The organism is Streptomyces sp. NPDC111744, assembly GCF_055634995.1.
Map to the genome: position 1 here is coordinate 89,000 of NZ_JBVKCG010000016.1, position 12,897 is coordinate 101,896.

The following is a 12,897-nucleotide window of genomic DNA, read 5'->3' on the forward strand; positions in this document are numbered from 1 at the left end:
CAGGCAGGTCGGAGTCGGTGCTGAACGCATCGCCGCAGGTCAGGGCGTCTCGGTAGACAACTTCAAGAAGATCTCGTCGTGGGCGGCCATTCTGTTCGCGCCGACGCTGGCGGGGACGATCCACGGCATGAACTTCAGGGAGATGCCGGAGTTGCACTGGGTGCTCGGATACCCCTTCGCGATCGTCCTAATGGCAGTCGTATGCGCCAGTTTGTACTTCATCTTCAAGCGCAGGGACTGGCTCTGAGTAACCGGCCGCCGAGGGCCTACGCCAGGGCCTCGCGAGAGCCGAGGCAGTCGCCAGCAGGCCCGCCCAAGGCCGCTGGGGAGAATCTGGGGAGAATGAGATGCACTCCGCTTCGGCCGGTTCTCCCTGCCGCGGGCCAACGGTGTTGCTGAACCTTGGGGCATCAGGGCGAACGCCGAACATCACGGAGGGTGACCTCACTGCGCGTCCAAGTAGCGTGCCCACTACCCGGCCGTCACGACCCTGGTGCTTCGGTTGAGCAGTGCGTCGATGGCATCGCGCCCCTTCCCGCCGGCTCGGGCATGAAGTGCGCGCAGAAGTCGAGGGTGATGGTGGGGGTCGCGCGACCACTGCAGCGATGCGGTAGCGCCGGCCGATCGCGTCCCGAACCCGCAACGCCATTCCCGTGCCGTGGGGGTTGGACCGGAGACGGAGTCGGGCAGGCAACCCGACGCGGAAGCCGCGAACGCCATACATCTAATGCATCCATATGGGGTTAATGGGGCGAAGTGTTGGTTACTCCACATATAAGACTCCCACAGGATGGAGACCACCCCATGGTGATCAAGAAACTCCACGACATGGGCATCCGCAGCGAACACGCCTATATGGCTGGCCTGGCTTCCGTCGGCCTCAGTTTCGCCTCCTGGGTGACCAGCCTCAAAGCCGAACAGGCCGGCGTCGAGCGCGCAGACCGATGGGGCATCTTCGTCGGTGAATGGGCACCCACCTTCATCGGCCTCGGCCTCGCTCTCTCCCACTACGAACAGCAAGAAGGCACCCTCACCGGCGCCCTGCACCCCCTCCGGCAGACCGGCTGACCCACGCCCCGCGCGCACGACCGTTGAAGTCGCACACGGGAGTTCGCGCTGGTAACGAGACAGCCGTACGCAGCTCTAGCCCGTCCCGTGAGAGGTCCGGGGCGGGCACCGGGCGTTCCCGCGCGGGTGGTTGGCCGGGAGAAGGAGTCAGGCAGGCAACCCGACACCGAGTCAAGTGAGCCAGGCTGGCGGTAGGAGCAGACTGGTGAGCGGGACCGACCCCGTTGGCCGAGCCAGCCCAGACGGAGCTGTACCGGTGGCTTGACTGAGAGTGCCGCGCTTATCCACGTCGGCAGGCAGCTCGCTTCGTCCGCCCGCACTCCGCCGGCATCGGCCGGCGAACCGGCCGCCCCCGTGAGCCCGGAGGTCGGTGGCAGGATGTGGACTAGGCTTCCGCGGCCGGGAGCTCGACGACCAGCCGAGCGCCCGGACTGTTGTCCTCGATGTGAACGGTGCCGTGGTGGGCGGTGACGATGTCACGCACGATGGCGAGGCCCAGCCCGCTGCCCCCGGTGTCCCGGGCGCGGGCGTCATCGAGGCGGGTGAAGCGGCCGAACACGCGCTGCCGGTCGGCCTCGGGGATCCCTGGACCGTCGTCGGCGACGACCAGCCGGGCCGTGTCGTCGGCGACCCGCAGGCCGACGGCGATGCGGGTTGTGGCATGACGCAGCGCGTTGTCCAGGAGGTTGCGCACGACCCGGGCCAGGGCATCCCCGTCGCCGTACAGACGGGCCGCCCCGACGTCGTGCTGGTCGATGACGAGCGGGGTGCGGCGGCGGGCCTCGCGGACCTCTGCGTAGACGATCTCGTCGAGGTCGACGGGGTGGCGGCTGAACCGGGGCCGGGCGTCCAGGCGGGCGAGCCGGACCAGGTCGTCGACGAGCCGGGAGAGCCGTTCGGTCTCCTTCAGCAGACCGGGCGCGAGGGCCCGTGCGTCGGCCGACTCGGGGTGCCGGACGGCGACTTCGAGACGGGTGCGCAGGGTGCTGAGTGGGCTGCGCAGCTCGTGGGCGGCGTCCGCGACGAACTTGTGCTGCCGCCGGGTGGCGGTGTCCAGACGGGTGAGCAGGTCATTGAGGGTCCGGGCGAGCCGGCCCAGGGCATCGTCGGCGGGCGGCACGTCCAGGCGGCGGCTGAGGTCGCAGGTGGTGATCTCGGCGGTCTGGGCGCGCATCGCATCCACGGGGCGCAACGCGCGGCCGGTGAGCAGCCACGCCACTGTGGTGAGCAGCGCGACGACGGTCGGGACGGCGGCGGCCAGGCCGGCGGTGAGCTGGGCGAGCCCGTGGTCGACGCTCTCGGTGGGCAGCGCCACGTACACGGTCATGGGGTGGCGGGAGGTGCCGGCCGGGACGGCGACGGCACGCCAGGTGCCGCTCTCTCCGACCGGGATGTCCTGGACCGTGTGGGCGCGAGGGGTGGCTGACGTACTCGCCGTGAAGGTGAACACCCGGGGTTTTCCCCGGAGGTTGGCAGAGGTGGAGCGGACCGCTCCGCTCCCGTCGACGACCTGTACGGCGACCTCGCCGTGGTCGGTGAGGGGCAGGTCGGGGGAGAAACGGTCGCTGTCGACATCGGCGGCGACGACCTGGGCGCGTTGCAGGGCGGTCTGGTCGAGTCCGCTGATGAGGCTGGCGTGCAGCCAGACGACGAGCAGGACGGCGGCACCGACCAGCCCGGCCGTGATCACCAGGGCGGCGGCCGCGGTCAGGCGCAGCCGCAGGGAGCGGTGAGCCCACCACGAGCGGACGCCGGCGGACATCCCTCACCTCGCGCCGCCGCGCAGCCGGTACCCGGCGCCGCGCACGGTCTCGATGGTCCGGCGGTCGAACGGGGCGTCGATCTTGCGCCGCAGATATCCGACGTAGACCTCGACGATGTTGGTGTCGCCGTCGAAGTTCTCGTCCCAGACGTGGGTGAGGATGTCCGTCTTGCTGATCACCTCGTCGCTGTGTCTGAGGAGGTATTCGAGGAGCGTGAACTCCCGTGCGGTGAGATCGATGTCGTGCTCGCCGCGGCGGCAGTGCCGGCGGGCCGGGTCCAGGGTGAGGTCGTCGGCGGCGAGCACGGCGGGCCGGGCGGGCGCTCCGCGCCGCATCAGCGCACGGAGGTGCGCGACGAGCACGACGTATGAGAAGGGCTTGCTGAGGTAGTCGTCGGCGCCGAGGTCGAGGGCGTCCGCCTCGTCGTACTCCCCGTCCTTCGCCGTGAGCATCAGCACCGGGGTCCACACCCTGGCCGCCCGCAGCCGCCTGAGGACCCCGTAGCCGGACATGCCGGGCAGCATGATGTCCAGCACGATGACGTCGTACGACTCGTGCAGTGCCCGCCACAGGCCCTCCGGGCCGTCCAGGGCGACATCGGCGACGAAGCCGTCCGCCACGAGCCCGTCGGCAATCGCCTCCGCCAGTCCGCGCTCGTCCTCGATGATCAGCATCCGCATGGCAACCTCACCTCCACCGTAGCCCCGGACCGTAACCGGCGTTCTCTGAGCCGGGTGTTGCAGCCTCGGTCTGGGCTTATCCGTGGGACGGGCGGTGTTCATGCGGAGCCGGTAGGCGCGTTCGAGCAGTCCTGCGACTGGCACGGACCCGCCAGCGGGCCGGCCGACCGCACCCTGGCCGCCCTGAACACCAAGCTGAGAGGACGCTGAGGAACCGGTGCCGTCTCAGCCTCCTCTCAGCGCCCCGGTCGCAGTCTGGAGTCGTCCATCAAAGGGCGGACCGAGGAGGAGAGAAACGATGAGGAACCCCAGTGACGAGCGTCGCGACCGGGAGGACACCCGGGACCGCGGGCGCGACGACGAGGCACGCGACCGGCGCCGCGACGACGTCCGCCGGGACGACAGGCGGACCGGCGAAGGGCGCGAGCGGGACATCGACGAGCGGGAGCGCCTGGTGCGCACCTCGCGCGTCGCCGATCGGCCGTTCGGCTGAATCGGAAGGGACGGCCGGCCCATGCTCTTCGGGAGCGTGGGCCGACCTCGTGTGACGTCGTTGTACGCCGTCGTTCATGCGGTACTCGTCGTGGTCGTCGTGGGTGTCTCCGTCCGGCATACGGCGGCCCTGGGCCGTTCGGCGGGCAGGCCCTGCCAGCTGGTGCCCGGGGTCAGCCGCTCGCCCTTCATCACCAGGGACAGCGCCCCGAGCCTGACGTCGGCGCCGACCACGGCGTCGTACAGGACGACGGAGCGGGTGCCGATGCTCGCGCCGGGTCCGACGGTCACCGTGGACATCTTCATCACGCGGTCCTCGAAGAGGTGGGTCTGCAGCGAGACATTCATGCCGACGGCCGAGTCGTCGCCCACCTCCACGAGGTCGAACTCGGTGAGGAAGGTGGTGCCGATCCAGGTGCGCCGGCCTATCCGGGCACCGAACAGACGGAGCACCGGCGGCAGAAGAGGGGTGCCGGCCAGGAGGCCGGCGCAGGCCGGAACCACGGCCGCCTCGAAGAGGCCGGTGACGAACTCCGTGCGCCGCACGAAAAGGCTCCACAGCGGCTCGACCCGCGGCCGGTAGGTGCCGACGACCAGGCGCTTGGCGAGCGCGCAGGACACGACGACTGCGAACGCGGCCCCTGCCGCGAGCAGCGGTGACACCAGCACGGCCACGGTCATCGTGCTGTGCCGGGAGAGGCCGGACAGGGCCAGGATGTACAGGCAGGCGCCGACCGCAAGCACCACGGCGGGCACGGTGGCCCTGAAGAACTCGATGACCAGGCGGACGGCCACGGCCTTGCGGGTGGGCCGGAAGGTGAGTTCCTCCGGGTAGTGCGCGCTGCTCTGGCGTACCGGCAGCCGCAGCGCGGGCGAGCCGAGCCAGGTGCTCGCGTCGGGTACCTGGCCCGGTGGCGGGACAGTGGCCACGCCGATCAGGGAGTTCGCGCCCAGCCGGGTGCCGGCCGGGACCAGGGCCGCGTTGCCCACGAACGCGCGGCTGCCGACCTCGGTCCGGGCGAAGGACATGCGGTCGCCGGCGAAACGGGCGGCACCGACACTCGCCATGTCGGCGACGAAGCTGCCCTCGCCCAGGGTGAGCAGGTCCGGGTCGAGGTGCGCGGCCGTCGAGACCTCGGCGCCGCGCCCGGCCCGCGCTCCGAGCAGCCGCAGCCAGGGCACCGTGTAGAGCGTCGCGTAGAGGGAATTGGTGAGGGTGAGGCTCTGCTCCAGCAGCTTGTCCGCGACCCACTTGCGCACCCCGGCCGCCGAACGGGCCGGGTGGATGCCCTGGGGCGCCCTGGGCATGACCAGGCGCTTGCCGAGGGCGACGACCACGCAGACCGAGCACACGAACACCGGGCCGGACAGGGCGGCGGCCGCCGCTCCCCCCGCCGCTCCCCCGTGCAGCCAGGCCCACCGGAGCAGGGCAGCGCTCGGCAGTACTGTCGCGATCACGGCCGCTTCCAGCAGGACCAGGCCGAGCACCGCGGCGGCGAAGTGCCGGGGCCGCCAACGGTCCGGGGCGCCCTGGGCGCCCAACATGGTCTCGACGGCCGGGGACAGGGCGTCGATCGGGCGGGCGGGTGAACCGGCGCGGCGCGCTCCGGCGGGCACCGGCTCCTCGGGGCCGATGACGGACTGCTCGCCGAGCCCGGAGCGGGGGCCCAGGCGGGCGCCGGGTTCGAGCACGGCGCCCGCACCCACGTACGCCCCCTGGCCGACCGTGATGGGGGCGACAGTGACCCAGCCGTCGGCGACCTGCCAGGGGCGCAGTGTGACGCCGTAGCCGATCGCCGCGTCGGCGTCGACGCGCAGCAAGGTCGGCAGGCCCACGAGGCCGGTGTTGATGGTGGCGCGGGGGCCGATGCGCGCACCGAGGAGGCGCAGGTAGGGGCCGATCAGCGGGGAGCCGCTGAAGAGACGCAGCGGGCCGATGTTGAAGAGGAGGACGTCCAGGATCCACAGCCGCAGATAGGTGGCGCCCCACAGGGGATGACGGCCGGGCCGGATGCCCGCAGCCAGGGGGCGGGCCAGGGCCACCGGGGCAAGCCAGCGTACGGCGAGGTAGCCGGCCGTTACGACGAGGGACGCCCAGGCGCTGCTGCAGTGTGCGGAGTAGGCGACGGCCGCCGGGCAGGTGAGCAGGAGAAGCAGGACGTACAGCACGGCGGCCTGGGCGAGGCCGGCGCGGGCGACGCGGGCGGAGCCGTGGCGGAGCGGGGCCGGCCGGGGCGGGGCCTGGGCGGCCGGTGCGTCCAGGTGTCTGGCGAAGGTACGGACGGTGGGGTGCTCGTAGAGGTCGCGCAGGGTAGGGCCGGCGGCACCGTCGTGGCCGCGCAGCAGGGACACGGCCCGGGCGGCGAGCAGGGAGTGCCCGCCGAGGTCGGTGAAGAAGTCGGCCTGCGCGGACAGTTCGCCGGTGCCAATGCCGAGCACCTGGGCCCAGGCGTCCCGCACGCGCGTCTCCGTCGCGCCGCGTGGGAGCACCACCGGTCCGGCCGCGGCGAGCCAGCGGCCGGTCGGGGCGGGAAGCCGGGCGCGGTCGGCCTTGCCGCTGGGCATCACCGGGAGCCGGTCGAGGAAGTCCAGATGGGCCGGCACCATGTAGGCGGGCAGTGAACGGCGAAGGCGCTCGTGGAGCCGGGCGGTGAGTTCGTCGTCGGCGGTCGTACCGTCGCGGGTGCGCACGACGAAGGCGGCGAGTACGTCGGCCGCGAGTGCGGTGACCGCCTGGGCCACCTCCGGGTCCTCCAGCAGTACGTTGTCGATCTCGTCCAGCGACACCCGGTAGCCGCGGATCTTCACCTCGGCGTCGGCCCGGCCGAGGTACTCGATCTCGCCTTCGTCGGTCATCCGGCCGAGGTCCCCGGTGCGGTAGAGGCGGCCGCCCCGGGGTGACTCGATGAACCGGTCGGCGGTCAGGTCAGGCCGATTGACGTACCCGCGGGCGAGGCCGGGACCGCCGAGGCAGATCTCGCCGACCGCGCCGTACGGCACCGGGCGGCGCCGCTCGTCGAGGAGAACCGCCGAGTACGTGGGCAGCGGGCGGCCGATGGTCACGGGACGCCCCGGCCGCAGTTCCTGCCAGGTCGCGGTGACGGTGGCCTCGGTCGGACCGTAGGTGTTGAGCATGCGCCGGCCCGGTGTGCTCCAGCGCTCGACCAGCCGGGCCGGGCAGGCCTCGCCACCCACCAGGACGCTGCGGACCCCGGGCAGATCGCGCGGGATGGTGGCCAGCAGCGTCGGCACGCAGTAGAGCACGGTGACTGCGCGCTCCTGGAGGAAGTCGGCGAGTCCGTCGCCGAGGCGTGCGGCGCCGGTCGGTCCGGCGACGAGCGTGGCGCCCGCCGACCAGGTCGGCCAGATCTCCTCGATCGAGAAGTCGAAGGAGATCGTCATGCCCTGGTAGACGCGGTCCTGCGGCCGGATGCCGTAGAGCGGGGTCACGACGCGCAGGAAGTTGCAGATGCTGGACTGGGTGATCTCCACGCCCTTGGGCCGGCCGCTTGATCCCGAGGTGTACATGACGTAGGCGAGGGGGTCGTCCTCGGTGCCGTCGGGCGCGGGCATGAGACGCTGGCGCGGCTCGACGGGTGCTTCGGCGCGGCCGTCGACCTCGACCACGAGGCACGGCGGATGCGCGGCCGTGGCCAGGGCCGATGTCGTCAGCAGAACGGCGGCTCGGGCGTCGCGCACGATGAAGTCGATCCGGTCGGGCGGGGCGGCCGGATCGATCGGGACGAAGGCGGCGCCGGCCTTGCACACGCCGAGCAGCGCCGCGTACATCTCGACGGACCGGGGCAGCAGCAGCGCCACGCGGCTGCCCGGGCCGATGCCGAGTCCACGCAGTCGCCGGGCCACCTGGTCGGCGCGGGCGTCGAGGTTGGCGTAGGTCAGGCGGACAGACCCGCATTCCAGGGCGACGGCTCGCGGGGTACGGTCCCGGGTTGCTTCGAAGAACTGGTGCAGCCGGGCGGGTTCCGGCCCGGTGCCGCTCGGCCCGGGCGGGGCGACCGGCGGGGCTGCGGTATGGGCGGCCATGGGGCTCCCCCTTGTCTGCGTGGGTCGCGTTGTTCTCGGTCGTCGTCCCGGGTGACGCCTCCAGCCTGGGAGGCAGCCGCTGAGAGGACGCTGAGAACAGACCGGCCGGGCGCGAGGTGGTCGGCGGCGGGCCACTGTGGGCCAGGGACTAGCTCGGGCGGGGGTCGGTCACGGGCCCAGCCGAACCCGGCAGACCGCCGGAACCGGACATGCCCGATGATCTGGGCCATGGTCATCAGCCGCCGACCGGCACGAGTACCCGAATCGTCACTCACACCAGACCTGTGACCTGCGATTTCGCGACGCACACCACTCAGTGGGGGTGGCGCAGCCTCACATCCGGGATCTCAGCACGTCGACCTCACAGCCCGGCGCGGACGGGTCGAAGCCGTGCTCGACCAGCCAGCGAACCCCCAGCAGGCTTCGCAACGACCACCACGCGCGGATCACGTCGAGGTCGACGTCGGTGCCATAACCGGCGATGACGTCGTCGAGGTGCTCCTCGTGTCCGAGCGTCAAGGTCGCGAGGTCGAACAGGGCATCACCCCGGGCCGCCTCGGACCAGTCGATGATGCCGGTGACCTCGCCGTCGTCGACAAAGACGTGCTCGATCTGCAGGTCGCCGTGCGTGAACACCGGAGTCCACGGCCGGATCGCGGCCTCGGCGACCTGGCGGTTGCGGGTGACCAGGTCGGCGGGCAGGATGCCGTTCGTCACCAGCAACTCGCACTCGCCGTCGAGTTCCGCCGCCAACTCGTCGGGCCCCCGGCGGCGCCGGCCGGGCCAGGGCGGCAGCGGCGCCTCGTGCACCTGCCGGATGGCGGCACCCGCCGCGGCCCACGCCGCCGACGACGCGGTCGACGGCTCACCGAGACGGCCGAGCACCGTCCCCGGGACGGCGGCGATCGCGAGCACGGGATGGTTGCGCCACAGGACCTCCGGGGTCGGGACCGGCGCGAGGGCCATCGCCTCGACCTCGACGTCGATGCGCGCCTGATCGGCGTCCACCTTCAGGAACACGTCGCCGACGCGCAGGGTCGCGCGCTCGGAATGGGCAACGACGACTTCGACCTCATCCATGGGCGACCAGTATCCCGGGGACGATCGCCGACGTCGCCGGGTTTGTCCCGTGCGATTACACGTGGCCACATCGCGCTCGCCGCCCCCATCCCGGCGGTACGTGCTGCAGCCGACAGCGACCATGCCCCGGCAGACGCCGCAGGGGCCGGGGCGGTTCGCCCAAGGTAGAGGTCTTTTCGGGCGGTTACGAACGTCTCGACGGACTGGGCGGGGGTGCCCGTCACGCGCTCGACGCCGTCGGCGGTGCGGTTGCAACGGTTGTCCCGGTGCAGCCGCCGGGCCATGGTGGCGACGTGCTGTTCGAGGTGCGGGGGCATCCTCAGGTTCGGGAGGTGGGTCACCTGTTCCTGCAGCCCGTGGGCGTCGCCTGGTGGCGGACACCTGCCCAGGTGCCGAGGACCCACCCCCCGCTGCGGCACGCCGACAGGTTGGGCAACCCACGGGCCGCCGTGACGCGGCTCAAGGACCTCCACGGGTGCCGGTCGGGGCCGGTGAGCTGGTCGCCGGTGAGGGTGAAGTGTTACCGCCGGTTGTGCCGCCGAGCAGTCCGCCGCCGGTACCGGCGGTGGTACCGGCGGTATCGGTCGGACTTGGGCTGACGCAGTGCTTCCCATGCCCGCTGCACGGTGCGGTGGTGGGGGTCGGGCTGGCCGGTGCGGTCGGGGTGACCGTGGGCGTGCTCTGGGATGCGGTGGCGGAGGGTGTGGGCGAGGGTGCGCCGTATTCGTCCGTGCTCTGGCCCAGTTGGGGTGCGGGCGGGAACTGCTGGACGGGTTGTCCCTGAAGGGCGGCGGTCATGTAGCCGGTCCACACCTCGGTGGGCATGTCGGCGCCGAAGACCTTGGCGTAGCCACCGACACCCTGCATCGACTGGAGGCCGGCGTTCTTCGGGTTCTCCTTGAACATGCTCACAGCCGTGGTCAGCTGCGGGGTGTAGCCGATGAACCAGGCGGACTTGTAGTCGTCGGTGGTACCGGTCTTGCCGGCCGCCGGGCGACCCAGGGCCTGGGCGTTGGTACCGGTGCCGTTCTTGACGACGTCTCGCAGGACGTCGGTGACGGTGTCGGCGGTAGAGGCGGACATGGCCGTGGTGCCCTTGGGTTTGCCGAAGCCGGGCAACTGCCGGCCCTCGGCGACGACCTTGGTCACCGAGTACGGCTCGTGCTGGACCCCGCCGTCGTCGAAAGTGGCGTACGCGTCCGCCATACGGATCGCCGACGGTGTGGAAGTACCGATGTAGAAGCCCGGGGTGTCGTACTGCAGGCTCGTGCGCGGGAGCCCCGCTTTCAGGGCCTCAGCCTCCACGTTGTCGTAGCCGACATACTCGCCGAGCTGGACGTAGGGAGTGTTGACCGACTGCTCCATCGCCTTGCGCAAAGTGATGTAACCCCACTTCGTGGACACGTCGTTGCGCTGGTGCAGGAGCCCCGTGGGGTCGTTCGAGTCCGGCAGCTCCCGGCCTTGCTGGTTCCTGATGGTGATGCCGTCGTCACCGTTGAACTTCGAGTCCGGGGTGATCGGTGCGGGCGGCTGCCCAGGGGAGAGGACGGCGCCGTGGTCGAGAGCGGCGGCCAGGTCGACGGGTTTGAAGGTGGAGCCGACCGGCACACCGGTCGCGTCCGCGTTGTTCGTCCAGTGACCCTTGTCCCAGCCGGCCCCGCCGTACATCGCCACGATCGCGCCGGTGGACGGATCGATCGATGCCGCGCCGACCTGGACGTCCTTGTCGGCCGAGCGTTGCCGCGGGTCAAGGTGCTTCCGCTCCATCGCCGCGACGGACGTCGACAGGGCGTCGACCTTCTTCTTGTCGAAGGTGGTGTAGATCTGGTAACCGCCACGGCCCATTTGCTGGTCCGAGACGGACGTGTGGGCTTCGACGTAGTTCTTCGCGGTCTGCACCAGGTAACCGGTCTGCCCTGACATTCCCGCCGACGGCGTGTACGGCTTGGGCGTGGGGAACCCTGACGCCAGGTAGCGCTGCTCCTGGGCGTCGGTGATCTCGTGGATCTTGGCCATCCGGTCCAGCACGTACTTCCAGCGTGCCTCGGCCTGGGCCTTGGCGTGCGGATCGGTGTCGGCGTGCATCAGCAGGCTCGGCTCGTTGACGGTGGCGGCGATGAAGGCGCCCTGGCTGACGGTCAGCTGGAAGGCATGCACGTGGTAGTAGGCACGGGCCGCGGCTTCGATCCCGTAGGCGTCCCGGCCGTAGTAGCAGGTGTTGAGGTAGCCCTGCAGTATCTGCTGCTTGGACATCTGCCCGCCGATCTTCAGGGAGATCATGATCTCCTTGAGCTTGCGGGTGACCGACTGGTCCTGGCTGAGGTAGGTGTTCTTCACGAACTGCTGGGTGATGGTGGACCCCGACTGCACCTCACCGCCCGTGGCCATGTGGTAGACGGCGCGGAGCATGCCCTGCGTGTCGACGCCCGGATCGGAGTAGAAGGTGGCGTTCTCCGCGGCGAGGAAGTCCCACTGCACCAGTTTCGGGACCTGGGCGAGATCGACGTTCTGCCGGTTGGTCGCCCCCTGGGTGGCCATCACCGAGCCGTCCGACCAGTAGTAGGTGTTGCTCTGGGCTTGCGTACTGGGGTTCGCGCCGGGGATGGTCGTCGTCGCGTAGGCATAGCCGAACAGGCCCAGCAAGCCGCCGACGAACAGCAGGAAGGTGCCGGACACCAGCTTCCATGAAGGCAGCCATCGCCTCAGGCCACGTCTGCCCGCCCTCGGGTAGTCGATCAGGCCGCGCCGACCCGGACGTCCGGTGTCCGCACGTCGCGTGCCTCCCGCGCGGCGGGCGCCCCCGCCCCGGGCCTGGGCAGCCCTGCGTGCCGCGGCCCGGCCGCCACCCGCCATACCGTCCGAGCCGGACGGTATGGCCCTGCCCGACGATCGACGCCGGTGTTCGCTCATTGTCGCCACTCCTCAGCCAAGGAAACGGCCCCGCCATCGCCGCGAGACCGCCCGCAGGGTGCCCCATGGGGGCCTGACCGGGACACGCTGACGCCCTCCCCGGTAGCTCCTACAAGTTGTAAGAGTAAGTCGCACTCGCAAAAGGCATGCAACCGCCCACCCAAGAACGAGCCGTAGCCCGGTGTCAGACCTGTGCGGCTTCCGGTGCCGACGGCCGCGGCTGTTGGCGATCCGTGTGCCGCGTGCGGTGCGGAATACCGGCCGGTTCGGAGTGTCGGCTGCCCCGGCGCAGGGGATGCGTCGGGGCAGTCCGTCACGGTGGTTGGCTAGCCGAGGGAGGTGAGGAGGGTGTTGAGCTCCTTGCCGCGCCACCAGGGGTGTCACCCGTGACAGGGTCCGCGTCCCCGGAATACCTCCGCTTTCGCTCCCCCCGGCCCGCGCGAGAACCCTCTGTGCCCGCTCCGCCCCGCAGGGAGGCGTCGGGAAGGTGTTGATGCCGCTACTGGAAATCGCCGAGGTGGAAAGACTCTGTACCGCGGTCGCCGGCATGCGAGCACCAACCGCCTTGGAAGCGTTCGGCTTCTCAGGCCAGAGCGCACCCATACCGGTCGGCCGGGAGCCCCCCATTCCCCTGGCCCGCCCGAAGAATTCGTGGAGCCAATTCGAACACCGACCGGCGAAATCAGCCGGAATTCTGGAAACTTCCCGGAATTCAGAGACTCTCCCGGCACTTACCCATCCAGTGCCGGAGAAGTGGTGTGAGCCGCCTCGGCCGCTTGTCCGCCTGCTCGCTCCTGGTCTCGCCGGTGTCTGCCCGTCTCTCGAACCACCGGAATATCAGACGTCTCATCGGTCATGGT

At 70.8% G+C, this 12,897-nt stretch carries 7 protein-coding genes and 1 pseudogene; 3 read left to right on the plus strand and 5 right to left on the minus strand.

The features are described from left to right. Positions 1 to 55 precede the first annotated feature (55 nt). Both ACZ7OO_RS30275 and ACZ7OO_RS30280 read left to right on the plus strand, forming a co-directional pair. A pseudogene (locus ACZ7OO_RS30275) lies at positions 56 to 247 on the plus strand (CorA family divalent cation transporter); the annotation flags it as partial. A gap of 557 nt (positions 248 to 804) precedes the next feature. Continuing rightward, a complete protein-coding gene (locus ACZ7OO_RS30280) occupies positions 805 to 1,068 on the plus strand; it encodes a hypothetical protein (RefSeq protein WP_471509529.1) in 264 nt (87 codons plus the stop codon). 385 nt (positions 1,069 to 1,453) lie between these two features. Here ACZ7OO_RS30280 and ACZ7OO_RS30285 read toward each other — a convergent pair whose 3' ends face one another. Further along, positions 1,454 to 2,830 carry an ATP-binding protein gene (locus ACZ7OO_RS30285; RefSeq protein ID WP_471509531.1) on the minus strand — a complete coding sequence of 459 codons (1,377 nt, stop codon included), beginning with the start codon at positions 2,828 to 2,830 and terminating at the stop codon, positions 1,454 to 1,456. Positions 2,831 to 2,833: 3 nt separating this feature from the next. Continuing rightward, the gene (locus ACZ7OO_RS30290; protein ID WP_471509533.1) at positions 2,834 to 3,511 is read right to left on the minus strand and encodes a response regulator transcription factor; all 678 of its coding nucleotides are present in this window, start codon (positions 3,509 to 3,511) and stop codon (positions 2,834 to 2,836) included. A 298-nt stretch (positions 3,512 to 3,809) separates the two neighbouring features. On the opposite strand from ACZ7OO_RS30290, the gene ACZ7OO_RS30295 reads away from it, so the two are divergent. After that, complete coding sequence (locus ACZ7OO_RS30295; RefSeq protein WP_471509535.1) at positions 3,810 to 4,004, plus strand: hypothetical protein; 195 nt, start codon at positions 3,810 to 3,812, stop codon at positions 4,002 to 4,004. 74 nt (positions 4,005 to 4,078) lie between these two features. Here ACZ7OO_RS30295 and ACZ7OO_RS30300 read toward each other — a convergent pair whose 3' ends face one another. From ACZ7OO_RS30300 to ACZ7OO_RS30310, 3 genes are all read right to left on the minus strand, one after another. After that, the gene (locus tag ACZ7OO_RS30300; RefSeq protein WP_471509537.1) at positions 4,079 to 8,047 is read right to left on the minus strand and encodes a Pls/PosA family non-ribosomal peptide synthetase; all 3,969 of its coding nucleotides are present in this window, start codon (positions 8,045 to 8,047) and stop codon (positions 4,079 to 4,081) included. A 333-nt stretch (positions 8,048 to 8,380) separates the two neighbouring features. Further along, a complete protein-coding gene (locus ACZ7OO_RS30305; protein ID WP_471509539.1) occupies positions 8,381 to 9,127 on the minus strand; it encodes a phosphotransferase family protein in 747 nt (248 codons plus the stop codon). Positions 9,128 to 9,586: 459 nt separating this feature from the next. Beyond that, positions 9,587 to 11,803, minus strand: coding sequence for a transglycosylase domain-containing protein (locus ACZ7OO_RS30310; RefSeq protein ID WP_471509541.1), 2,217 nt, complete (start codon positions 11,801 to 11,803; stop codon positions 9,587 to 9,589). Positions 11,804 to 12,897: the final 1,094 nt, after the last annotated feature.